At 53.4% G+C, this 24,676-nt stretch carries 21 protein-coding genes, 1 tRNA gene and 1 pseudogene; 4 read left to right on the forward strand and 19 right to left on the reverse strand.

Going from position 1 to position 24,676, the window contains the following annotated elements:
* Window positions 1-220: 220 nt before the first annotated feature.
* From rlmB to nnr, 14 genes are all read right to left on the reverse strand, one after another.
* Window positions 221-952, reverse strand: a complete 732-nt coding sequence (gene rlmB, locus BGK49_RS17435) for a 23S rRNA (guanosine(2251)-2'-O)-methyltransferase RlmB (protein ID WP_001293267.1) — start codon at window positions 950-952, stop codon at window positions 221-223.
* A gap of 180 nt (window positions 953-1,132) precedes the next feature.
* Window positions 1,133-3,574: a ribonuclease R gene (gene rnr, locus BGK49_RS17440; protein ID WP_000076296.1), complete on the reverse strand. Its 2,442-nt coding sequence runs from the start codon at window positions 3,572-3,574 to the stop codon at window positions 1,133-1,135.
* A gap of 38 nt (window positions 3,575-3,612) precedes the next feature.
* A complete protein-coding gene (nsrR, locus tag BGK49_RS17445; RefSeq protein WP_001177640.1) occupies window positions 3,613-4,038 on the reverse strand; it encodes a nitric oxide-sensing transcriptional repressor NsrR in 426 nt (141 codons plus the stop codon).
* 204 nt (window positions 4,039-4,242) lie between these two features.
* Entirely contained in the window at window positions 4,243-5,541 is a 1,299-nt protein-coding gene (purA, locus tag BGK49_RS17450; protein WP_000527955.1) for an adenylosuccinate synthase, read from the reverse strand.
* Between the two features lie 103 nt (window positions 5,542-5,644).
* Complete coding sequence (locus tag BGK49_RS17455) at window positions 5,645-5,842, reverse strand: DUF2065 domain-containing protein (protein WP_001089295.1); 198 nt, start codon at window positions 5,840-5,842, stop codon at window positions 5,645-5,647.
* A gap of 81 nt (window positions 5,843-5,923) precedes the next feature.
* Window positions 5,924-6,928, reverse strand: a complete 1,005-nt coding sequence (gene hflC / locus BGK49_RS17460) for a protease modulator HflC (protein ID WP_001232412.1) — start codon at window positions 6,926-6,928, stop codon at window positions 5,924-5,926.
* A 2-nt stretch (window positions 6,929-6,930) separates the two neighbouring features.
* Window positions 6,931-8,190 (reverse strand): FtsH protease activity modulator HflK, encoded by a 1,260-nt coding sequence (gene hflK, locus BGK49_RS17465; protein ID WP_000312488.1) that lies wholly within the window; start codon window positions 8,188-8,190, stop codon window positions 6,931-6,933.
* Between the two features lie 85 nt (window positions 8,191-8,275).
* Window positions 8,276-9,556: a ribosome rescue GTPase HflX gene (hflX, locus tag BGK49_RS17470; protein WP_000460348.1), complete on the reverse strand. Its 1,281-nt coding sequence runs from the start codon at window positions 9,554-9,556 to the stop codon at window positions 8,276-8,278.
* Window positions 9,557-9,632: 76 nt separating this feature from the next.
* Window positions 9,633-9,941 carry an RNA chaperone Hfq gene (hfq, locus tag BGK49_RS17475; protein ID WP_001051883.1) on the reverse strand — a complete coding sequence of 103 codons (309 nt, stop codon included), beginning with the start codon at window positions 9,939-9,941 and terminating at the stop codon, window positions 9,633-9,635.
* A gap of 85 nt (window positions 9,942-10,026) precedes the next feature.
* Window positions 10,027-10,977 carry a tRNA (adenosine(37)-N6)-dimethylallyltransferase MiaA gene (miaA, locus tag BGK49_RS17480; protein WP_001280345.1) on the reverse strand — a complete coding sequence of 317 codons (951 nt, stop codon included), beginning with the start codon at window positions 10,975-10,977 and terminating at the stop codon, window positions 10,027-10,029.
* Window positions 10,970-12,817, reverse strand: a complete 1,848-nt coding sequence (mutL, locus tag BGK49_RS17485) for a DNA mismatch repair endonuclease MutL (protein WP_001122515.1) — start codon at window positions 12,815-12,817, stop codon at window positions 10,970-10,972. Before mutL ends, miaA begins: the two co-directional genes overlap by 8 nt.
* 9 nt (window positions 12,818-12,826) lie before the next feature.
* The gene (amiB, locus tag BGK49_RS17490) at window positions 12,827-14,164 is read right to left on the reverse strand and encodes an N-acetylmuramoyl-L-alanine amidase AmiB (protein ID WP_000990330.1); all 1,338 of its coding nucleotides are present in this window, start codon (window positions 14,162-14,164) and stop codon (window positions 12,827-12,829) included.
* Between the two features lie 18 nt (window positions 14,165-14,182).
* Window positions 14,183-14,644, reverse strand: a complete 462-nt coding sequence (tsaE, locus tag BGK49_RS17495) for a tRNA (adenosine(37)-N6)-threonylcarbamoyltransferase complex ATPase subunit type 1 TsaE (protein WP_000981977.1) — start codon at window positions 14,642-14,644, stop codon at window positions 14,183-14,185.
* On the reverse strand, window positions 14,616-16,163 hold the full coding sequence (gene nnr, locus BGK49_RS17500) for a bifunctional ADP-dependent NAD(P)H-hydrate dehydratase/NAD(P)H-hydrate epimerase (RefSeq protein WP_073816951.1): 1,548 nt from the start codon (window positions 16,161-16,163) through the stop codon (window positions 14,616-14,618). The genes tsaE and nnr overlap by 29 nt, the downstream gene beginning before the upstream one ends.
* Here nnr and queG point away from each other — a divergent pair.
* On the forward strand, window positions 16,162-17,301 hold the full coding sequence (gene queG, locus BGK49_RS17505; protein WP_005045663.1) for a tRNA epoxyqueuosine(34) reductase QueG: 1,140 nt from the start codon (window positions 16,162-16,164) through the stop codon (window positions 17,299-17,301). The two genes, nnr and queG, sit on opposite strands and share 2 nt — an antisense overlap.
* On the opposite strand, the gene BGK49_RS29670 is transcribed toward queG, so the two are convergent.
* From BGK49_RS29670 to orn, 3 genes are all read right to left on the reverse strand, one after another.
* Entirely contained in the window at window positions 17,284-17,337 is a 54-nt protein-coding gene (locus tag BGK49_RS29670; RefSeq protein WP_010723271.1) for a hypothetical protein, read from the reverse strand. The two genes, queG and BGK49_RS29670, sit on opposite strands and share 18 nt — an antisense overlap.
* Before the next feature lie 228 nt (window positions 17,338-17,565).
* Window positions 17,566-17,641, reverse strand: a tRNA-Gly gene (locus tag BGK49_RS17510).
* A 210-nt stretch (window positions 17,642-17,851) separates the two neighbouring features.
* Window positions 17,852-18,397: an oligoribonuclease gene (gene orn / locus BGK49_RS17515; RefSeq protein WP_001295188.1), complete on the reverse strand. Its 546-nt coding sequence runs from the start codon at window positions 18,395-18,397 to the stop codon at window positions 17,852-17,854.
* 94 nt (window positions 18,398-18,491) lie between these two features.
* Here orn and rsgA point away from each other — a divergent pair, with 94 nt between their 5' ends.
* From rsgA to mscM, 3 genes are all read left to right on the forward strand, one after another.
* Window positions 18,492-19,544 (forward strand): small ribosomal subunit biogenesis GTPase RsgA, encoded by a 1,053-nt coding sequence (gene rsgA / locus BGK49_RS17520; RefSeq protein WP_000041970.1) that lies wholly within the window; start codon window positions 18,492-18,494, stop codon window positions 19,542-19,544.
* Between the two features lie 96 nt (window positions 19,545-19,640).
* On the forward strand, window positions 19,641-20,609 hold the full coding sequence (gene asd, locus BGK49_RS17525; protein WP_000934908.1) for an archaetidylserine decarboxylase: 969 nt from the start codon (window positions 19,641-19,643) through the stop codon (window positions 20,607-20,609).
* Between the two features lie 21 nt (window positions 20,610-20,630).
* Window positions 20,631-23,954, forward strand: a complete 3,324-nt coding sequence (mscM, locus tag BGK49_RS17530) for a miniconductance mechanosensitive channel MscM (protein WP_001236856.1) — start codon at window positions 20,631-20,633, stop codon at window positions 23,952-23,954.
* A 150-nt stretch (window positions 23,955-24,104) separates the two neighbouring features.
* Here the strand turns inward: mscM and BGK49_RS17535 are convergent.
* Both BGK49_RS17535 and BGK49_RS17540 read right to left on the reverse strand, forming a co-directional pair.
* Window positions 24,105-24,404: pseudogene (locus BGK49_RS17535) on the reverse strand (glutamate/gamma-aminobutyrate family transporter YjeM); the annotation flags it as partial.
* Between the two features lie 16 nt (window positions 24,405-24,420).
* Window positions 24,421-24,676, reverse strand: a 256-nt coding sequence (locus BGK49_RS17540) for an IS1 family transposase (RefSeq protein ID WP_000363925.1), incomplete at its 5' end; no start/stop codon positions are given.

Here is a 24,676-nt window from a genome sequence, read left to right on the forward strand (position 1 = left end):
TCTGCATATCTGACACTTTGGTTCCCACTACTTATTTGGTGGACACCACTTTGTCTAATTCGTCAGATTCTGACCAGACGGTTCAGGCTGTACGCTTACATTCCATATAGATTTAGTTTAAATATTAATAAAATGAATATTTGCAGTACGTAATTATCTTACCAGCTATAGACAAAAAAAAACCATCCAAATCTGGATGGCTTTTCATAATTCAGAGGAACTAGCTGCGCTGACGCACCGCTTCAAATAAGCAAATTCCGGTTGCAACCGAAACGTTCAGAGAAGAAACACTTCCTGCCATTGGGATGCTGATCAACTCATCGCAATGTTCACGGGTCAGGCGACGCATACCTTCACCTTCCGCGCCCATCACCAGCGCCAGGCGTCCGGTCATTTTGCTCTGATAGAGTGTATGATCCGCCTCACCTGCCGTACCGACGATCCAGATATTCTCTTCCTGCAACATACGCATGGTACGCACCAGGTTAGTCACCCGAATCAGCGGAACGCTTTCTGCCGCGCCACAGGCCACTTTTTTCGCCGTGGCGTTGAGCTGGGCGGAGCGATCTTTCGGCACAATCACCGCATGAACACCAGCGGCATCTGCGCTACGCAGGCACGCGCCGAGGTTATGCGGATCGGTTACACCGTCGAGGATCAGCAGGAACGGCTGATCGAGCGAAGCGATCAGATCCGGCAAATCATTTTCCTGGTACTGACGTCCTGGCTTCACGCGGGCGATAATGCCCTGATGCACGGCACCGTCGCTTTTCTCGTCGAGATATTGGCGGTTTGCCAGCTGGATAACCACGCCCTGGGCTTCGAGGGCGTGAATCAGCGGTAACAGACGTTTATCTTCACGGCCTTTTAAAATAAAGACTTCCTGAAAACGTTCAGGGGCGCGCTCCAGCAGGGCCTGCACTGCGTGGATGCCGTAAATCATTTCGCTCATTAATGTACTCGTTGTTTACGTTTTGCCTGATGCACTACGTTTATCCGGCCTACATGATCTCTGCAATATATTGAATTTGCGTGATTATGTAGGCCGGATAAGGCGTTCACGCCGCATCCGGCATGAACAAAGCGCATTTTGTCAGCAATCTAACCCTCTTCTGTTTGAAGAGGGTAATGATCACTCTGCCACTTTTTTCTTCGCCGCACGCTTCGCTTTGGTCGCTGCAGCTATTTTCTGCGTTTTCGCCGATGGCTTTTTCGCTTTTCTCGCGTCTTTCTTCGCTGCTTTCGGCTTCGTTTTTTTCTCACCGCGGAAGGCGCTGTCTGGCTCAAAGTTTACCTTTTTACCGACCAGACGACGCTTGCCGCCTTTTTTACCTGCATCGCCTTTTTTCGCTTTCTCGCGCGCCGTTTTACCGACGTTGCGCGGTGCGCGTTCGCTGGAGATCAGGCTAAAGTCGATTTTGCGCTCGTCCATATTAACCGCTTCGACGCGAACTTCCACACGATCGCCCAGACGATAAGTCTGGCCGCTGGATTCACCCATCAGCCGTTGCCCTACCTGGTCAAAGCGATAGTAGTCATTGTCCAGCGAAGAGACATGGACCAGACCATCAATGAATAAGTCGTCCAGACGGACAAAGAATCCAAAGCCAGTGACGCTGGAAATTACGCCTTTAAAGACGTTACCTACCTGGTCGAGCATGAAGTCACACTTCAGCCAGTCAGCCACATCGCGCGTTGCTTCGTCGGCACGACGTTCCGCCATCGAACAGTGCTGACCCAGTTGCAGCATTTCTTCCATCGAATAATGGTAGCCGCCGGTTTCAGTGGTGTTGCCCTGATGCCCCTGCTCTTTCGCCAGCAGATATTTAATGGCGCGGTGCAGCGTCAGGTCTGGATAACGACGAATCGGCGAAGTAAAGTGCGCATAGGACTGCAATGCCAGGCCAAAGTGACCACGGTTTTCTGGATCGTAAATCGCCTGTTTCATCGAGCGCAGCAGCATGGTTTGCAGCATTTCTGCATCAGGACGATCGGCAACCGACTCCAGCAGCTCCGCGTAGTCACGCGGTTCCGGCTTGTTACCGCCCGGCAGTTCCAGCCCCAGCTCCGCCAGTACTGAACGGAAAGAGGTAATCGCTTCGGTGCTCGGCTTGTCGTGAATACGGAACAATGCTGGTTCTTTGGCTTTCTCAACGAAACGCGCCGCCGAGATATTCGCCAGAATCATGCACTCTTCAATTAACTTGTGTGCGTCGTTACGCTGAGTCTGTTCGATACGCTCAATACGGCATTCAGCGTTGAAAATAAACTTCGCTTCTTCGCTCTCAAATGAGATCCCGCCACGTTCTTCACGGGCTTTATCCAGCACTTTATAGAGGTTATGCAACTCTTCGAGATGCTTAACCAGCGGAGCGTACTGCTCGCGCAGATCCTGATCGCCCTGCAGAATATGCCAGACTTTGGTGTAGGTCAGACGCGCGTGAGAGCTCATCACCGCTTCGTAGAATTTGTAGCCCGTCAGGCGGCCTTTCGACGAAACCGTCATCTCGCACACCATACACAGGCGGTCTACCTGCGGATTGAGCGAGCACAGACCGTTAGAGAGCACTTCCGGCAGCATCGGGATAACCTGCGAAGGGAAGTACACCGACGTACCACGATTACGCGCTTCTCTATCCAGCGGCGTTGGCGGACGCACATAGTAGCTGACGTCGGCAATCGCGACCCATAAACGCCAGCCGCCGCCGCGTTTTTTCTCGCAGTAAACCGCATCGTCAAAGTCACGGGCGTCTTCGCCATCAATGGTGACCAGCGGTAAATCACGCAAATCGACACGGCCCGCTTTTGCTTCTTCCGGCACTTCTTCTTTCAGCCCGGCAACCTGTTGCTCAACAGCCTGCGGCCAGATGTACGGAATTTCATGGGTACGCAAAGCGATATCAACCGCCATGCCGGTGCCCATATTGTCGCCCAGCACTTCGACGATTTTACCCACCGCTTTGGTACGGCGAGTCGGGCGTTGGGTCAGTTCAACAACCACCACAAAGCCCATCCGCGCGCCCATGATCTGATCGGGCGGGATTAAGATATCGAAGCTCAGACGGCTATCGTCAGGAACCACAAAGCCGACGCCCGCTTCGGTAAAGTAGCGACCAACAATCTGGCTGGTTTTTGGCACCAGTACGCGGACAATACGCGCTTCACGACGACCTTTACGGTCAGCACCCAGCGGCTGAGCCAGCACCTGATCGCCATGAATGCAGGTTTTCATCTGCTCGCTGGAGAGATACAAATCATCTTTACGCCCTTCAACCCGCAGAAAGCCGTAGCCATCACGGTGGCCAATAACGGTACCTTTCACCAGGTCGAGGCGTTCCGGCAGCGCATAGCACTGACGACGAGTGAAGACCAGTTGACCATCGCGCTCCATCGCGCGCAGGCGGCGACGCAGGCCTTCAAGCTGCTCTTCGCCTTCAATGTGCAGTTCTACCGCCAGCTCATCACGGCTGGCCGGTTTTTCACGTTTGGTTAAATGTTCGAGGATAAATTCCCGACTAGGGATGGGATTCGCGTATTTTTCAGCTTCGCGTTCCTGGAAAGGATCTTGTGACATCTCGGTTCCTCCGTTGTCATCTCTGATGAAGATTTTCGTCACTCCACCAGCAATAATTTATAAAGCGGTTGATTCTCTTCAACCAAATCGGCAAGCGTGTAGTTATCCAGTTCCGTAAGAAAACTTTGCACGGCCTTAGAAAGCGCCTGTTTCAACCGACAGGCAGGTGTAATGTGGCAAAACTCACTGCTGCAACTCACCAGCGATAAGGGCTCCAACTCGCGCACCACATCACCAATACGTATCGCACTCGCCGGTTTACCCAGGCGAATGCCGCCATTTTTTCCACGAACAGCAGTCACGTAGCCGGCACGACTAAGTTGATTGATTATTTTGACCATATGATTACGGGAGACGCCGTAGACGTCAGTCACTTCAGAAATACTGGTCATCCGCCCTTCTGGCAATGACGCCATGTAGATCAGCGCACGTAATCCGTAATCAGTGAAACTCGTTAACTGCACATCAACCTCAAAAGGGAAATCGGGAAAAAATACATTTATATTGATGATAAACCAGCCACAAGCTGTGTCGCTAATTTATTTCAGTTCGGGGAAGGAAAAAAGCGAGGATTTAACACTGTGTCGGATAGCGTAATGGCTTAACCGACACAGCAATGTATCACACTGTTAGCCCGGCAGGCAAAATATCTGCCAGGCGTACCAGAATTACGCGTCGAACGGGTCGCGCAGAATCATAGTTTCAGTACGATCCGGACCGGTAGAGATGATATCGATCGGCACACCGGTCAGCTCTTCAATACGCTTGATGTAGTTCAGCGCCGCCTGCGGCAGCCCGCTACGATCTTTCACGCCGAAAGTGGATTCAGACCAGCCCGGCATGGTTTCGTAAATCGGCTCTACACCTTTCCAGTCGTCAGCTGCCAGCGGAGTGGTAGTCACTTCGCGACCATCCGGCATACGGTAAGCCACGCAGAGTTTAACCTCTTTCAGGCCATCCAGAACGTCCAGTTTAGTCAGGCAGAAGCCAGACAGGGAGTTCAGCTGTACCGCACGACGAACGGCAACGGTGTCCAGCCAGCCGGTACGACGACGACGACCCGTCGTTGCGCCGAATTCGTTACCCTGCTTGCAGAGGAACTCGCCAGTTTCATCAAACAGTTCGGTCGGGAAAGGACCTGCACCCACACGAGTGGAGTAAGCTTTGAGGATACCCAGAACGTAATCAACATAACGCGGGCCCAGGCCGGAACCGGTCGCCACGCCACCAGCAGTGGTGTTGGAAGAAGTTACGTACGGATAAGTACCGTGGTCGATATCCAGCAGCGTACCCTGCGCACCTTCAAACATGACGAAATCGCCACGCTGACGCGCCTGGTCGAGCAGGTCAGAAACGTCAACCACCATAGAAGTCAGGATGTCGGCAACAGCCATCGTATCATCCAGAACTTTCTGGTAATCAACCGCTTCAGCTTTGTAGTAGTTAACCAACTGGAAGTTGTGATATTCCATCACTTCTTTCAGTTTTTCAGCGAAGGTTTCTTTGTCGAAAAGGTCGCCAACACGCAGACCGCGACGTGCCACTTTATCTTCATAAGCAGGCCCGATACCACGACCGGTGGTGCCGATCGCTTTCGCGCCACGCGCTTTCTCACGCGCGTTATCCAGCGCAACGTGATAATCAAGGATCAGCGGACATGCTTCAGACAGCAGCAGACGCTCACGAACGGGGATGCCACGGTCTTCCAGTTCTTTCATCTCTTTCATCAGCGCGGCCGGAGACAGCACAACACCGTTACCGATGATGCTGGTTACATTCTCGCGGAGAATACCTGATGGAATAAGATGGAGAACGGTTTTTTCACCGTTGATTACGAGAGTATGGCCTGCGTTGTGACCGCCCTGGTAGCGTACAACATATTTAGCCCGTTCAGTCAGAAGATCGACGATCTTACCTTTACCTTCGTCACCCCATTGGGTGCCCAGTACGACGACGTTGTTACCCATTTTTCAAAATCACCGTTTGCTTAAAAATGGATTCTACCATCGCTTTTTCAGAGTTACAGCACTTTTTGCACTCAAAAATGACCTCGATCAGTCTGTTTTTTGTTCAGCCAATCGTTTTCCTCAACATGTAGTAGACCACAACGCCCGCAACCACAAGTCCACCGCCAAAACGACGTAAAATATTATCGGGCAAATTGGTCATCGCAGAGATCATCTTCTTCCATGCCTTCGGGTAAAGCATCGGCCCTAAACCTTCCAGTACCAAAACCAGGGCAAGCGCCAGCCAGATTGTCGAATTCATTCATTATCCTTATAGAAAAAGAAAACCACCGACATCCCTGAGGATGCGGTGGCTTTATTGACCTGTACCGCAGTCGTTATATTAACGCGTTGCGGAAGTCGGCGTCTTCATGTAGCGGAAGAAATCGCTATCCGGGCTCATGACCATCACGTCCTGATTGCCAGAGAAGCTGTTCTCATAAGCACGCAGGCTACGGATGAATGCGTAGAAGTCCGGATCTTTACTGAATGCATCAGCAAACAGTTTGGCTGCTTCGGCATCGCCTTCACCACGCATGATGCGGCCCTGACGCTCAGCTTCTGCCAGCGTTCTGGTCACTTCATAGTCGGCAGTCGCGCGCAGTTTTTCCGCTTCTTCCTGACCTTGTGAACGGTGACGACGCGCTACCGCTTCACGCTCGGCGCGCATACGGTTGTAGATCGCTTCAGACACTTCGGTCGGCAGGTTGATCTGCTTGATACGCACATCGACAACTTCAATACCCAGCGCCGCCATACTGTTCGGGTTGATGACCGGAACTTTGCCCTTCGTCTCAGCCGTTACGCGCTCTGCCGCTTCGGCAATGGCGTTATCTGCTGCCGGGGTAGTAACTTCATCTTCTGTACCCGCAGAACCGGAGTTCAGCGCGTCACGTACTTCGAGGGTCAGACGACCACGGGAATCAGTGACGATATCTTTCACGTCCAGGCGACCAATTTCAGAACGCAGACGGTCAGAGAACTTACGTTTCAACAGCACTTCCGCTTGCGAAATGTCGCCACCACCCGTTGCCAGGTAGTAACGGCTGAAATCGCTGATGCGCCATTTGATGTAAGAGTCGACGATCAGGTCTTTCTTCTCTTTGGTCACAAAGCGGTCGGCCTGGTTGTCCATGGTCTGAATACGTGCGTCGAGCATTTTCACCGTTTCAATGAACGGTATCTTGAAATGCAGACCCGGCTCATAAACCAGAGGTTTGTTGTCATCGTCACGCAGTACCTTACCAAAACGCAGCGTAATACCGCGCTCACCTTCTTTGACGACAAAGACAGACATGTAAAGCACTACCAGCACGATGATGATAATCGCGATAACTGACTTACGCATCGTTATTCCCCCTGACGCTGGTAGTCGTTACGCTGCGCGTTGGCGCGGCGTTGGTCCATAATATCGCCCTGACTGGTGGACGACGTGTTGCTTGCTCCACTGGTTGTGGAGGAAGAGGCTGGCGGCAAACGCAGCAGATTGCTGGCACCGTTATCGCTCTTCGCCGCAGGGGCGTTACCACCTTTCAGCATCTGGTCTAACGGCAGAACCATCAGGTTGCCACCTTTATCGTTAACCAGCACTTTGCGGGTGTTACCCAACACTTTTTCCATCGTCTCGATATACAGACGCTCGCGAGTAATTTCCGGCGCGGCTTTATATTCCGGCAGAAGTTTAGCAAAGCGCGCCACTTCACCCTGAGCTTCCAGGATGGTCTGGGCCTTGTACGCACGCGCCTCTTCGAGGATACGTTGCGCCTGACCGTTCGCACGCGGCTGAACTTCGTTGGTATACGCTTCTGCTTCACGAATGTATTGCTGTTCGTTTTCACGCGCGGCAATCGCATCGTCAAACGCCGCTTTTACTTCTTCCGGCGGACGAGCAGCCTGGAAGTTGACGTCCAGCAGAGTGATGCCCATGTCATACGGACGAATCGTCTCTTCCAGTTCGCGCTGGGTATCGCTACGAATCACGGTACGACCTTCCGTCAGAATGCGGTCCATGGTGTATTTACCGATAACCCCGCGCAGGGCGCTGTCGGTAGCCTGACGCAGGCTGTCATCCGGGCTGGTCACGCTATACAGATATTTTTCCGGATTGGTAACGCGGTACTGCACGTTCATCTCAACGCGCACTACGTTCTCGTCCGACGTCAGCATCACACCGGAAGCGGCCAGTTCACGCACGGCTTCCACGTTTACCGGTTTGACTTCGTCGATAAACGTCGGTTTCCAGTTCAGACCCGGCTCAACCAGATGGCTGAATTTACCAAAGCGTGTTACCACGCCGCGTTCGGCTTCTTTAATGGTATAGAAACCACTGGCCGCCCAGATAATGACAATCGCTGCCGCTGCGATGGTAACGACACGACCGCCAAGCTGCGGGCGCGGGCCTTGCGATGAACTGCCACCGCCAGATCCGGTGCCTTTACCGCCGCCCAGACCACCGAGCTTTTTGCTCAGTTTGCGGAAGATATCATCTAAATCAGGTGGCCCTTGATCGCGACCGCCTTTGTTTCCATTTCCCTCAGAGTTGCCGCCAGGTTTGCTGCTTCCCCACGGGTCGCGGTCTTGTCCGTTATTACCGGGCTGATTCCACGCCATGTTTGTGCTCCATATTTGTTATGCGGTGATCCCTGTTGTCTTTCGACGCCAGAGGATATGACTCCACGCTTCAGACGCTACGCCGTTAGATCAGGTAATCGATCAACGCCGGTTCTTGTTTACAGAGGCGACGCCAGTCAACGATCGGCATACGAACTTGCAGACTTACGCTGCCGTCCTCCTCCATCCACTCTTTTTCTATTGCCTGAAGCTGATAAAAACGACTTCTCAGACGCCCTTCCTGCGGTGGCAGACGCAATGTATGCTGCGCCACCTCGCCGGAAAGCCGCTCCGTCAAAGCCTGAAAAAGCTGTGGTATCCCCGCTCCGGTCTGTGCGGAAAGCCAGACACGGATCGGTTTGTTCTCTTCGTCCCGATCAATACGCGGTTCGAAATCTTCCAGCATATCGATCTTGTTCATCACCAGCAGGGTTGGGATCTCGTGAGCGTCGATCTCCTCAAGAACCGTATTCACCGCTTCGATGTTTTCTTGTACACGCACATCCGCCGCATCAATGACGTGCAGCAGTAATGTGGCTTGCCGCGTCTCTTGTAACGTGGCTTTAAATGCCGCCACCAGATCGTGCGGCAGATGGCGAATAAACCCTACGGTATCTGCAAGTACGGTTTCACCGACATCCGCGACGTCAATACGCCGCAACGTCGGGTCGAGGGTGGCAAACAACTGGTCTGCCGCGTAGACCCGCGCTTCGGTGATGCGATTGAAAAGGGTAGATTTACCGGCGTTGGTATATCCCACCAGCGAAACAGTAGGAACGTCGGCTTTGATACGCGATTGCCGCCCCTGCTCACGCTGCTTTTCAACTCTTTCCAGGCGCGACTGTATCTGCACGATGCGATTACGCAACAAACGACGGTCGGTTTCGAGCTGGGTTTCACCCGGACCACGCAAACCTATCCCGCCTTTCTGTCTTTCAAGGTGGGTCCAGCCACGCACCAGGCGCGTAGCCAGATGGCGCAGCTGCGCCAGCTCAACCTGCAACTTACCCTCATGGGTACGCGCACGTTGGGCGAAAATATCTAAAATAAGGCCGGTGCGGTCGATGACACGACACTCGCACAAACGCTCCAGGTTACGCTCTTGCGCCGGGCTCAGGGCATGGTCAAAAAGAACGACCGAAGCACCCGTCGCTTTGACAGCTTCCGCAATTTCAACTGCTTTACCTTCACCTACAAAATACTTTGGGTGCGGCGCTTTACGGCTACCGGTAATCACCTGCAATGCTTCGACACCGGCGGAAGAAACCAGAGATTCAAACTCCTGGAGGTCTTCCATATCTTTGTCTTTCGTAAAATAGATGTGTACCAGTACCGCCTGCTCACCAGCATCATAACGGTCAAACAAGCGTATAACCCTCTAAATAGATCAGCGGGGAACGCAGGATCGCTGGCTCCCCGTGTAAAAAAAACAGCCCGAAACCTTATTCGGTTTCTTCGCTGTCCTGTTGCGCGGAAGTATTCTGCGCGCTGCTACCATGATGGTAGTTACTGCTGGTACCGCCACCGGCGTTGTTACTGTGATGAGAAACCGGACGAGACGGGACAACAGTAGAAATCGCGTGCTTGTAAACCATCTGGCTGACCGTGTTTTTCAACAGGATCACGAACTGATCAAAAGACTCGATTTGCCCTTGCAGCTTAATACCATTCACCAAATAAATAGAAACTGGAACACGTTCCCGACGCAGTGCGTTCAGGAACGGATCTTGTAAAGATTGCCCCTTAGCCATTCTCTCTTTTCCTTATATGCTTATTTGTACTTTGAACCTTTCGATTCTGAAAAAATTGCGCACGATACGTCTCAATTGTACACATTCAGCCTGCGATAGCACCAACAACCTGTAATACTTCGTCACGCGCCTGTTCTGGTTTTTCACTGTCAAGCCAGTGAACCCCTTCCCAACCACGCAGCCAGGTTATCTGCCGCTTCGCCAACTGTCTCGTGGCGCAAACACCTCGATAAACCATTTCATCGTATGAGATTTCGCCTTCAAGGTAAGACCACATCTGGCGATAACCCACGCAACGAATGGAAGGCAAGTCCGTATGCAAATCTCCTCGGGCAAAAAGCGCCCGGACTTCTGCTTCAAAACCTGAAGCCAACATCTGATGAAAACGCTGCTCAATGCGTTGATGGAGCAGTTCACGGCTCGCCGGGGCGATGGCGAACTGATGCACCTGATACGGTAGAGCGTCTCCTGACGTTTGCGTCAGTTCCGTTAAAGTTTTACCCGAAATGAAAAAAACTTCCAGTGCCCGGGAAAGCCTTTGTGGATCATTTGGATGAATCCTTGCTGCCGCAACCGGATCTACCTCCTGAAGTTGACGATGCAATGACTCCCAACCTTGCTCTGCCGCCTGTTGCTCAATTCTGGCCCGCACTTCCGGGTCTGCCGACGGTAGCGGCGACAACCCTTCCAGCAATGCCTTGAAATACAACATCGTACCGCCCACTAACAGTGGGATCCGCCCCGCCGCGGTGATATCGGCCATTTCCGCCAGCGCATCGCGGCGAAAATCAGCAGCCGAGTAAGCCTGCGACGGATCGCGAATATCCAGCAATCGGTGCGGCGCGGCGAGTAACTCTTCAGCGTTCGGCTTCGCCGTCCCGATATCCATCCCTTTGTAAATAAGGGCAGAATCAACGCTTATCAACTCTACTGGTAAAATTTTACGCAGCTCAATGGCTAACGCCGTTTTACCGGAGGCCGTCGGCCCCATCAAAAAAATCGCCTTAGGCAGGCTCGCCTTACTGATATCACTCATCTTTCAGGGCTTTTATCGCCGGATGTAAATCAACAGATTGTAACAGACCACCCGGCGGCGTTTTCACAAGTTGCGGACATAACCGTTCCACGTCCGCCAGCAGGGTTATGGCCTGTGCCATTGACCACTGCGCATGTTCGCTCATCAGATTTCGTGCAATCCACTGCGCAATATTGCCAGGTTCGAATACGGACTGCTTCGCCAGGTAGCCTATCAGTTCAGGAATCAAGATTTGTAAATTTTGTTGGCGTAAGGGTAAAGGCACGGCCCTGATGGTCACATGCTGTGCATCTGACTGGAAATCAATACCCAATTCCGCCAGGGCAGACTGCGCTTTTTCTAATGCCGATTTTTCTTCGCCAGAAACTTTTAGCCGCAACGGAATAAGCAGCGGCTGAGCGCAAACTGGCGCTTCACCCGGCGTCAGTTGTACCTGACGCAGCCAACGTTCTGCCACTGGCAAGGCTAAAAGTGAAATGTTGCCGTCGCGCTCCAGCAACGCACAGTCGGAATGGACGATAGTCAGTACCCGACCAAAACTCTGACTGTTCGCCGCAAGTGCAGGTTCCTGCGGTTCCGGCGCTTTTAATTTTTGCATCGGCGCGGGCGTTTGCAAAAGCTGGCGATACACTTCACCTTGCTGTTTCTGGTAGCCTGGCTGCGCATTCGGCCAAGGGGCAGCCGGACGACTGCCTGATGCTGGCGCAGGAGTGTAGCGCGGAGCTACCGGCTCACGAGCTGCCGGTTCTGCAAAGTGATTGCGCCCCGCCGCCACGCGGTTTTCCGGAATGGAACGCGGTGCAGGTTGGGGTTCATCGTCCAGCGGTAGCGGCGTTTCCAGTTGCTGTTGTAGCACGCTCAGCACGCCCTGATAGATAAAATCATGCACCAGACGCGACTGATGGAAACGCACTTCGTGTTTGGCGGGGTGCACGTTGACGTCCACCTGATGCGGATCGATCTCCAGATACAGCACAAATGCCGGTTGCTGATCGGCCCCCAGTTTGTCTTCGCAGGCCTGGCGGATCGCGTGATTGATCAGGCGATCGCGCATCATGCGACCGTTCACGTAGCAATACTGAATTTCTGCCAGTGCGGACGTGGTGTGATTTGGATCGGCCACCCAGCCGCGTAGCGTGAGATCGCCGTGTTGCCATTCAATCGCCAGCGCTTGTTCAAGAAAAGCGGTGCCGCAAATCGCGCCTAAGCGCCGTTCTTTTTGCCCGCCTTCCGGCACTGCGCGGTACTGACGCACAATTTTACCGTTATGCGACAGGTTGATCGTGACGTCGAAACGCGCCAGCGCAATGCGGCGGATGATCTCATCAATGTGGTTAAATTCGGTTTTCTCGGTGCGCAGGAATTTGCGCCGCGCCGGGGTGTTGTAGAACAGATCCAGCACCTCCAGCGTCGTCCCCACAGGATGCGCCGCCGGTTTTACCGTCACGTTCATATCGCGCCCTTCGGCATAGGCCTGCCAGGCTTCCTGCTGTTCTGCGGTGCGTGAAGTGAGCGTCAGGCGGGAAACCGAACTGATACTCGCCAGCGCCTCACCGCGAAAGCCCAGGCTGATAATGGCTTCGAGATCGTCCAGAGAGGCGATTTTACTGGTGGCATGACGAGCCAGCGCCAGCGCCAGCTCATCTTTTTTGATACCGCAGCCGTTATCACGAATGCGGATAAGTTTCGCCCCACCGCGTTCGATATCAATATCGATACGCGTCGCACCTGCATCGAGGCTGTTTTCCACCAGTTCTTTGACTACCGACGCAGGTCGCTCGACCACCTCACCTGCGGCAATCTGGTTCGCCAGTTGTGGCGGTAAGACCTGAATTGGCATCAATCGTCCTTAGTTTGGCAGCGTGCGATCTGGCGTCGTCACCGTACTGGCCGTTTGTGCCGTTGCACCCTGCGGCGCAGATTGCATCGGATGCGCAAGGAAATAATTGCGCAGGCCTTTGTAAATGGCTTCTGCCAGCTGTTGTTGGTAATCGTCGCTCGCCAGCAAACGTTCTTCGCTGTTGTTGCTGATAAAACCGGTTTCGACCAGTACTGACGGGATATCCGGCGAACGCAGAACGCCGAGACTCGCGTGTTCTGGTCGGCGTTTATGTATTTCGCCAATGCGTTGCAACTGACTGATCATACTGGTCGCTACATCATACCCTACCCGCTGGGAATGACCGAACTGTAAATCCAGCACCGCCTGGCTTAAATAGGGATCAGACTGACTGTTCGCCAGCACATCGCCCGCCCCACCCAGCAGCTCCGAATGTTTCTCGTGCTGCTCCAGCCAGCTGGCCATTTCGCTGTTGGCGCGACGGTTAGAGAGCACCCATACGGAAGCGCCAGTCGCACTGCGGTTCGGTGCGGCATCAGCGTGAATCGACACGAGGAAATTAGCGTTTTGCTTACGTGCCACATCGCTGCGCCCCATCACCGAAATAAAGTAATCCCCGTCACGGGTTAAAACGCCTTTAAACATCGGATCGTCATTGAGCAAAGTACGCAATTTACGCGCGATGGCGATGGTGACATTTTTCTCCCGCGTACCACCGGGGCCGATAGCGCCAGGGTCCTGACCGCCGTGTCCGGCATCAATAGCGATGATAATTTTATCGCCAGTGTTAGCCGTCGCGCGCGCTGCCGGACGCGTTACCGTATTACTGCTGATAACACCCGTAGTGCGGTTACTTTCCGTTTTAAACGGATTGCGCGCCGGTTCGCTGACGCGCGGTGCGACAACCGCAGGCGTTTCAACGCGTTTCGCAACCACGGGCGGCGGAGGAGGCGGTGGCGGCACATCGGCGTTAATCGTAAAGACGACAGTGTAATTGCTGCCATTCTGCCGCTTCACCGCTTCGGTTTTACCATTTTCGGTAAGATCGACCACCAGCCGTAGCGTTTGTGCATCTTTAGGCGTTCCAGAGCGAATCGCCTTCACCAGATTATTGCCGCTGAACAACAACGGCAGTCCCTGAATCACGCCCGTTTGTTTGATATCGAGCGCCACGGTGCGTTTGCTTTGATGGCTAAACGCATAATCAGGATCGCCAATAAAACTCAACGTTATCCGCGCCTGTTGATTACCGTTAGAAACCTGAATATCAGAGAGCGTCGCGGCACCCACCGGCGTGCACAGCAGCAGCAGCGTCGCTACCAACCAATTTCTGATGCGATACATCATCCCGCCACCTTTCAAAGGTTAACCGGCTAAACGCGCCAGCAACAATTCACCCGCAGAGGAAACCGCACTCACGCGCGCCTCACGGCCTTGTGCCTGATAATCAATGTGTATTTCGACATCCGGGTCAGGAAGAACACCTGTACCTTGTTGTGGCCACTCCACCAGGCAGATGGCATCGTTGGCAAAATAATCGCGGATCCCCATAAACTCCAGCTCCTCGGGATCGGCAAGGCGGTACAAATCAAAGTGATAAACCATTAAATTGTCGAGCGTATAGGGTTCGACCAGCGTATAAGTGGGGCTTTTGACATTACCCTGATGACCCAGAGCTTGTAAAAAGCCCCGGCTAAAGGTGGTCTTACCTGCGCCTAAATCGCCATACAGATAGATTACGGTTGCGCCATCGCAGGCTTTCGCTACCCGCTCGCCCAGGTCTAATGTTGCCTGCTCATCAGGGAGCGGAATTACTCGATTCATCATGGTTTTTATCAGTCACTTCCGGGTTAACAATACGCTGTAGCGTGGAAAAGAGATCGGTTGCCAGCATCCCGCGCGTTCCAAAACGCGCCGCCAGTACGTCAGCTGCCGCACCGTGCGCGACACAGCCCGCACAGGCGGCATCATACGGCGACAGTTTTTGCCCAAGCAATGCGCCAATAATACCAGAGAGCACATCGCCCATGCCGCCGCTCGCCATGCCTGCATTTCCGGCATCAATAATGCCTAAAGCGTCAGGATGGGCGGCGACCACGGTTCCGGCACCTTTCAGCACCGCTACGCCGCCATAACGTTGTACCAGACGTTTGGCGCAATGTAAGCGGTCACTTTCAATTTCAGCGACGGAACAGCCTAACAACCGTGCGGCCTCGCCAGGATGCGGCGTGATCACGCGATTGTGACGCTTATCGGGATTGATTGCCAGCAGGTTCAATGCATCGGCATCCCACAACATCGGTTTGCGAAAATTCTCAACTTTTTGCAGTGCTTTTTTCCCCCACTCTTGCTGGCCCAGACCGGGACCAATCACCACCACATCGGCCCATTCCAGGCTTTCGGTAAGAGAGTCCATCGTCAGTTCATGCACCATCAATTCCGGTCGTGCAGTCAGCAGCGGCGCAATGTTTTCACTGCGGGTCAGTACTCGGACTAAACCAGCACCAGCACGCAGCGCCGCTTCCCCCGTCATACGAATAGCCCCCGCCGTGCCGTGATCGCCACCGATAATTACCAGCCGCCCGTGATCGCCTTTATGCGAAGTCGGGCGACGCGGTTTTAGCCAGTGAGAAAGTTGTTCTGCTGAAAACCGCTGAATTTTCGTCTCCTGACCTGCCAGCCAACTATCCAGCCCCAGTGAGTCAAAATGCAGTTGTCCGGTAACATCCCGCGCTTTTCCAGTGAGCAAGCCTGGTTTCAGCGCAATAAAAGTGATGGTGTGATCGGCGTTGATCACCGCGCCTGGCGTAGCGCCAGTTTCAGCCAGCAGGCCGGAAGGGATATCAACCGCCACAATCGGCGCAGGATGGGAATTAGCGTGGTCGATTAACTGGCTAATGGATTCGCGGGGCGCTTGCCGCAAACCGGTACCGAGCAGCACATCAACAATCAGATCTACCGATTCGGGCCAGACAATATTCGAAGCATGGATCTCGCCACCCGCGTTTAACCATGCTTCGCGTGCCAGCGCGGCCTCTTCCGGCAACGGTTTGTCGCTCTCCTGGGCAAACAACGTGACCTCAATGCCGACCGCTTTGGCCAGTCGCGCGACCACGTAGCCATCGCCGCCGTTATTACCATGACCGCACAGCACCAGCCAGTGGCGGGCGTCAGGATACGCCGAACGACACACCTGGAATGCGGCCTCGCCAGCGCGAAGCATCAGCTCATAGAGTGTGAGCCCCAGCACATCTGCCGCCTCGCGTTCTCCGCGGCGGATATCGTCGGCGTACCAGACGGTGTGTGGTATACTTACGGGGTTTTTCTTCATTGTATGGTCCGTCATGTCAGAGCCCCTCGATCTCAATCAGTTAGCGCAAAAAATTAAACAGTGGGGGCTGGAACTGGGCTTTCAGCAGGTAGGTATTACCGATACCGATCTCAGCGAGTCCGAGCCCAAACTGCAAGCATGGCTGGACAAACAATACCACGGCGAAATGGACTGGATGGCACGTCACGGTATGCTGCGCGCTCGCCCTCATGAGTTATTGCCCGGTACGCTGCGCGTGATCAGCGTGCGGATGAATTACCTTCCTGCTAACGCCGCATTTGCCAGCACGCTGAAAAACCCCAAACTCGGCTATGTTAGCCGTTATGCGCTGGGCCGTGACTATCACAAACTTCTGCGCAACCGACTCAAAAAGCTGGGCGAGATGATTCAGCAACATTGTGTTTCGCTGAATTTTAGACCGTTTGTCGATTCTGCGCCTATTCTCGAGCGCCCGTTAGCTGAAAAAGCTGGGCTCGGCTGGACAGGTAAGCACTCACTTATCCTCAATCGCGAGGCCGGTTCGTTCTTCTTTTTAGGAGAATTGCTGGTCGATATTCCGCTGCCCGTGGATCAACCAGTCGAGGAAGGATGCGGTAAATGCGTGGCCTGTATGACGATTTGCCCGACCGGTGCCATCGTCGAGCCATATACCGTCGATGCTCGCCGCTGTATCTCTTATCTCACCATCGAACTTGAAGGGGTGATCCCGGAAGAGTTGCGACCGTTAATGGGAAACCGTATTTACGGTTGCGATGACTGCCAGCTTATCTGCCCGTGGAATCGCTATTCACAACTCACCACAGAAGAGGATTTCAGCCCGCGTAAGCCGCTACACGCACCGGAACTCATTGAGTTATTCGCCTGGAGCGAAGAGAAGTTTTTAAAAGTCACGGAAGGATCGGCGATTCGTCGTATTGGTCACCTGCGTTGGCTGCGTAATATCGCCGTAGCATTAGGCAATGCCCCTTGGGATGAAACGATTTTGACAGCGCTGGAAAGTCGTAAAGGTGAGCACCCACTTCTCGATGAGCACATAGCGTGGGCGATTGCGCAGCAAATAGAGAGACGAAATGCGTGCATAGTCGAAGTGCAATTGCCGAAAAAACAGCGTCTGGTTCGGGTGATTGAAAAAGGGTTACCGCGTGACGCCTGATTCATCCACAGCTTGTGAATAAAAATAAAAACGCATTGCAATTCAAGACGAATAAAATCGTCAAGTGATCGACTCGACAAAACGGAATCTTAATTTTTAACTTATCTATCAATAGGTTAAAAAAATACTATTCACCGTGCGAAGTTTCTTTGAAATTAAGATTACAGCCTGAGGCTGTGGATAACTCTGTTTACAAGAGTTTGTCAGAGACAACGAAAACCAGCAATAACGCATCGCTGTGGATATTTTATTGAGAGAAGAATTTGGAGCGGGAAACGAGACTCGAACTCGCGACCCCGACCTTGGCAAGGTCGTGCTCTACCAACTGAGCTATTCCCGCGTACTACTTAATTTTGCTTTCGTAATTTTCGCATTTCTGCGTCGTTACGGGAGGCGCATTATACGAGAAATCTTTCCCTCTGCAACCCCCCAAAAAAGTTTTTTTTGCGTTTTTATCTCAAGTGCTGAAATTATCAGCAAGACGTTCAATTTAGCGTCAAAATCACGCCGCCGCAAGTGGATTCCGGCGCTTACGTGACCAGGAAAAATTTTACAGCTTGATAAAATGCTCGCGGTAGTAAGCCAGCTCCGCCACCGATTCACGGATATCATCCATCGCCTGATGCGTCCCCTGCTTGGTAAAACCATCCAGAATTTCCGGCTTCCAGCGGCGCGCCAGCTCTTTCAGGGTGCTGACATCGAGATAACGGTAGTGGAAGTAGGCTTCCAGCTCCGGCATGTATTTAAACAGGAAACGACGGTCCTGTCCGATGCTGTTACCGCAAATCGGCGATTTTCCCGCAGGCACCCACTGTTTTAAGAATTCGAGCGTTGCCAGTTCAGCTTCCCGATCGCCCATCGTGCTCGCTTTCACGCGCTCTACCAGCCCGCTGGCGGTATGGGTGCGCACGTTCCAGTCATCCATCAGCGCCAGCTGTTCATCGGACTGATGTACTGCAATGGTCGGCCCTTCTGCCAGAATATTCAGGTTGGCATCGGTCACCAGCGTGGCAATCTCAATAATGCGATCGCGCTCGGGATCCAGACCAGTCATCTCAAGATCGATCCAAATCAGGTTGTTTTCATTGGCACTCATGCTATTTTCCACCCATTCACAGTGACTATATTGATCCACAATTGCGTGTATCATAGATGTTTTGCCCATCAGGGGCGACCAGGAGTCTGTACGATTGAGTAAAAATAAACTCTCCAAAGGCCAGCAGCGCCGCGTGAACGCCAATCACCAGCGTCGTCTTAAAACGTCTAAGGAGAAGCCCGACTACGACGACAATCTGTTTGGCGAGCCTGATGAAGGTATCGTCATCAGCCGCTTTGGTATGCACGCTGATGTGGAATCCGCCGATGGCGACGTTCACCGCTGCAATATTCGCCGTACCATCCGTTCGCTGGTGACCGGCGACCGTGTAGTCTGGCGTCCGGGTAAACCGGCGGCGGAAGGCGTAAATGTCAAAGGGATCGTGGAAGCGGTGCATGAGCGTACCTCGGTGTTGACGCGTCCGGATTTCTACGACGGCGTAAAACCTATTGCCGCCAACATCGACCAGATTGTCATTGTCTCCGCCATTTTGCCGGAGCTGTCACTCAATATTATCGACCGTTACCTGGTGGCCTGCGAAACCTTGCAGATTGAGCCGATTATTGTGCTCAACAAGATAGACCTGCTGGACGACGAAGGCATGGCGTTCGTCAACGAGCAGATGGATATCTACCGCAATATCGGTTATCGCGTATTGATGGTTTCCAGCCATACTCAGGATGGGCTAAAACCGCTGGAAGAGGCGTTGACCGGGCGCATCAGCATTTTTGCCGGGCAGTCTGGCGTCGGCAAATCCAGCCTGCTGAATGCGTTGCTGGGGCTGCAAAAAGAGATCCTGACCAACGATGTCTCTGACAACTCGGGGCTCGGTCAGCACACCACGACCGCCGCTCGGCTGTATCACTTCCCGCACGGCGGTGATGTGATTGATTCCCCTGGTGTGCGTGAGTTCGGCCTCTGGCACCTGGAGCCGGAACAAATCACTCAGGGCTTTGTCGAATTCCATGACTATTTAGGTCTGTGTAAATATCGCGATTGCAAACACGATACCGATCCGGGCTGCGCTATCCGGGAAGCGGTTGAGGAAGGGAAAATCGCGGAAACCCGTTTCGAAAACTATCACCGTATTCTGGAAAGCATGGCGCAGGTAAAAACGCGTAAAAACTTTTCTGATACGGATGACTGACAATTAAGCTAACCGTCGTTAGAATCGTCCCCTTTTTTTCAGGATCCGGCATGTTGGCCGGATCAGGAACGACAAAACAATGGCCTGGAGGCTACCTTGTTAAATTCATTTAAACTTTCGCTACAGTACATTCTGCCGAAACTATGGCTTACTCGCCTGGCGGGTTGGGGCGCAAGCAAGCGGGCAGGATGGCTGACAAAACTGGTTATCGATCTGTTCGTTAAATACTACAAGGTCGACATGAAAGAGGCGCAAAAGCCGGACACCGCCAGCTACCGCACCTTTAACGAATTCTTTGTCCGTCCGCTGCGTGACGAAGTACGCCCAATCGATACCGATCCGAATGTACTGGTCATGCCTGCCGATGGCGTTATCAGCCAGTTGGGTAAAATCGAAGAAGATAAAATCCTGCAAGCCAAAGGCCACAACTACAGCCTCGAAGCCCTGCTGGCAGGCAACTATCTGATGGCGGACCTGTTCCGCAACGGTACGTTTGTGACCACTTACCTCTCCCCGCGTGACTACCATCGCGTACACATGCCGTGCAACGGTATTCTGCGTGAGATAATCTACGTGCCGGGCGATCTCTTCTCCGTTAACCATCTCACCGCTCAGAACGTGCCGAATCTGTTTGCCCGTAACGAACGCGTGATTTGCCTTTTCGATACCGAATTTGGCCCAATGGCGCAGATTCTGGTCGGAGCGACGATTGTTGGCAGCATTGAGACGGTCTGGGCGGGCACCATTACGCCGCCGCGCGAAGGTATCATCAAGCGCTGGACCTGGCCTGCCGGGGAAAACGACGGTTCTGTGGCACTGCTGAAAGGCCAGGAAATGGGTCGCTTTAAACTCGGTTCCACCGTTATCAACCTGTTTGCACCGGGTAAAGTGAATCTGGTTGAGCAACTGGAAAGCCTGTCTGTCACGAAAATTGGCCAGCCGCTGGCAGTATCTACCGAAACCTTTGTTACGCCAGACGCTGAACCCGCCCCACTTCCTGCTGAAGAGATCGAAGCAGAACACGACGCCAGCCCATTGGTTGACGATAAAAAAGACCAGGTCTAATCCATCAAAGGAAACGCTGACGTGCGCCTGATTATCACTTTTCTGATGGCCTGGTGCCTCAGTTGGGGGGCGTACGCCGCGACGGCCCCCGATAGCAAACAAATCACTCAGGAACTGGAGCAGGCAAAAGCGGCGAAACCCGCACAGCCGGAAGTCGTAGAGGCGCTCCAGTCTGCCTTAAATGCGCTTGAGGAACGAAAAGGTTCCCTTGAGCGCATCAAACAATATCAGCAAGTTATCGATAATTATCCGAAACTCTCCGCTACTCTGCGCGCACAATTAAACAACATGCGTGACGAGCCGCGCAGCGTGTCGCCGGGAATGTCTACCGACGCGCTGAATCAGGAAATTCTCCAGGTCAGCAGCCAGTTGCTGGATAAAAGCCGTCAGGCCCAGCAAGAGCAGGAGCGCACCCGCGAGATTGCCGATTCGCTGAATCAACTGCCGCAACAGCAAACCGACGCCCGCCGTCAGTTAAATGAGATCGAGCGCCGCCTGGGAACGCTTACCGGCAATACTCCGCTCAATCAGGCACAAAATTTCGCGTTGCAGTCTGACTCTGCACGTCTTAAGGCGCTCGTTGATGAACTGGAGCTGGCGCAGCTGTCTGCCAATAACCGCCAGGAATTAGCGCGCTTACGCTCAGAGCTGGCGGAAAAAGAGAGCCAGCAACTGGATGCGTATTTGCAGGCCTTGCGTAATCAATTAAACAGCCAACGTCAGCTTGAGGCGGAGCGGGCGCTGGAAAGTACCGAATTGCTGGCAGAAAACAGCGCCGATTTGCCGAAAGATATCGTCGCGCAATTCAAAATTAACCGCGAACTATCGGCGGCTTTGAATCAACAGGCGCAGCGGATGGATCTCGTTGCCTCGCAACAGCGTCAGGCTGCCAGCCAGACGTTACAGGTCCGGCAGGCGTTGAATACGCTGCGTGAACAGTCGCAATGGCTGGGATCGTCCAATCTGCTCGGCGAAGCGCTGCGGGCGCAGGTGGCACGGCTGCCAGAAATGCCAAAACCACAACAGCTTGATACCGAAATGGCGCAGTTGCGTGTGCAACGGTTACGTTATGAGGATCTGCTTAATAAACAGCCGCTGCTACGGCAAATCCATCAGGCCGACGGTCAGCCGCTGACCGCCGAGCAAAACCGTATTCTGGAAGCACAACTGCGCACTCAGCGTGAGTTGCTGAACTCATTGTTGCAGGGTGGCGACACGCTACTATTGGAACTGACCAAGCTGAAAGTCTCCAACGGGCAACTGGAGGATGCGCTGAAAGAGGTGAACGAAGCAACGCACCGCTATCTGTTCTGGACCTCTGACGTGCGCCCGATGACCATCGCCTGGCCGCTGGAAATCGCCCAGGATCTGCGTCGTCTCATTTCGCTGGACACCTTCAGTCAGTTGGGCAAAGCCAGTGTGATGATGCTGACCAGCAAAGAGACAATTTTGCCGCTGTTTGGCGCGTTGATTCTGGTCGGTTGCAGTATTTACTCGCGCCGCTATTTCACCCGTTTTCTTGAACGTTCGGCGGCGAAAGTTGGCAAAGTGACTCAGGATCACTTCTGGCTGACGTTGCGCACTCTTTTCTGGTCGATTCTCGTCGCGTCACCGTTACCGGTGCTGTGGATGACGCTGGGTTACGGCTTGCGCGAGGCGTGGCCTTATCCGCTGGCGGTCGCGATTGGCGATGGTGTAACGGCTACCGTGCCGCTGCTGTGGGTAGTGATGATTTGCGCCACCTTTGCCCGCCCGAACGGCTTGTTTATCGCTCATTTTGGCTGGCCGCGCGAACGTGTTTCCCGTGGGATGCGCTACTACCTGATGAGCATCGGGCTTATTGTGCCGCTGATTATGGCGCTGATGATGTTCGATAACCTCGACGACCGTGAATTCTCCGGTTCGCTGGGACGGCTTTGCTTTATCCTCATTTGCGGTGCGCTGGCGGTGGTCACCCTCAGCCTGAAAAAGGCCGGGATCCCACTGTATCTCAACAAAGAGGGCAGCGGCGACAACATTACCAACCATATGCTGTGGAACATGATGATTGGCGCGCCGTTGGTTGCCATTCTGGCGTCGGCTGTGGGTTATCTGGCAACGGCACAGGCGCTGTTAGCGAGGCTTGAAACCTCGGTTGCCATCTGGTTCCTGCTACTGGTGGTTTATCACGTTATCCGCCGCTGGATGCTGATCCAGCGCCGCAGGCTGGCGTTTGACCGGGCGAAGCATCGCCGGGCAGAGATGTTAGCGCAACGTGCGCGTGGCGAAGAGGAAGCGCATCATCACAGTAGCCCGGAAGGAGCAATTGAAGTCGATGAAAGCGAAGTCGATCTCGATGCCATCAGTGCGCAATCCTTGCGGCTGGTGCGCTCAATTTTGATGTTGATCGCCCTGCTTTCTGTCATTGTGCTGTGGTCAGAAATCCATTCCGCTTTCGGCTTCCTCGAAAATATTTCGCTGTGGGATGTCACCTCCACGGTACAAGGCGTAGAAAGTCTGGAGCCAATTACCCTCGGTGCGGTGCTGATTGCCATTCTGGTGTTTATCATCACCACGCAGCTGGTGCGCAACCTGCCCGCGCTGCTGGAACTGGCGATTTTGCAGCACCTGGATTTAACGCCGGGTACAGGCTACGCCATCACCACCATCACCAAATATCTGCTGATGCTGATTGGCGGGCTGGTCGGCTTCTCGATGATTGGTATTGAGTGGTCGAAATTGCAGTGGCTGGTCGCCGCGCTCGGTGTTGGTCTCGGTTTTGGTTTGCAGGAAATTTTCGCCAACTTTATCTCTGGTCTGATTATCCTGTTCGAAAAACCGATTCGCATTGGCGATACGGTGACAATTCGCGATCTCACCGGTAGCGTGACGAAAATTAACACCCGCGCCACCACCATCAGCGACTGGGACCGTAAAGAGATAATCGTGCCGAACAAGGCGTTTATTACCGAGCAGTTTATCAACTGGTCGCTCTCTGACTCGGTTACGCGCGTAGTGTTGACGATTCCGGCCCCTGCTGATGCCAACAGTGAAGAAGTGACGGAAATCCTGCTCACCGCAGCGCGTCGCTGCTCGCTGGTGATCGACAACCCGGCACCGGAAGTCTTCCTGGTGGATCTGCAACAAGGGATTCAGATTTTCGAGCTGCGTATTTATGCCGCTGAGATGGGTCACCGTATGCCGCTACGCCATGAGATCCACCAGCTGATTCTGGCTGGCTTCCATGCCCACGGTATCGATATGCCATTCCCGCCCTTCCAGATGCGTCTGGAAAGCCTCAACGGTAAACAAACGGGGAGAACGCTGACGTCTGCGGGCAAAGGTCGTCAGGCGGGAAGTTTGTAATGCATGAAGCTGCCAAATGATGTCAACGTGGCTCATTTAGCAGCTTAACATCATCTTCAGTTATCACCGGCCCTGGAGAGTATCATCCATACGCATTACTTCCTGACAACTCATCGCCGGAGAGACGATGAGTTGCAGGATTTCATATGATCAGTCGAGAGCTAACTCAGGTTTATTCGCCATGCGACTGCAATAGTTCTGGTAAATCGCCATCGCTAACAGCGAGAAGAAGACAGGGCCGCCAATCATCCACAATGTGCTGTCCCAGTCTCCGGCTTCAACCACAGGCGGAATAATGGTGAAGACGTTCGCAAATGTCACCACCAGTACGACAACCACCGTCGCAATCATTGCCGACATACGCGTTTTGAAAATCACAAATGGTCTGTCGAGATCCTGACGTGCTTTAAAGAATGGGAAAGCCAGCGCGAGGAACAGGTAAGGAAGCGTCGGTAATGACTCCAACTTACTGATAGTGTTTTATGTTCAGATAATGCCCGATGACCTTGTCATGCAGCTCCACCGATTTTGAGAACGACAGTGACTTCCGTCCCAGCCTTGCCAGATGTTGTCTCAGATTCAGATTATGTCGCTCAATGCGCTGAGTGTAACGCTTGCTGATAACGTGCAGCTTTCCCTTCAGGCGTGATTCATACAGCGGCCAGCCATCCGTCATCCATACCACGACCTCAAAGGCCGACAGCAGGCTCAGAAGACGCTCC

It is taken from the genome of Shigella sp. FC1544, assembly GCF_001722145.1.
Lineage (GTDB): Bacteria > Pseudomonadota > Gammaproteobacteria > Enterobacterales > Enterobacteriaceae > Escherichia > Escherichia coli.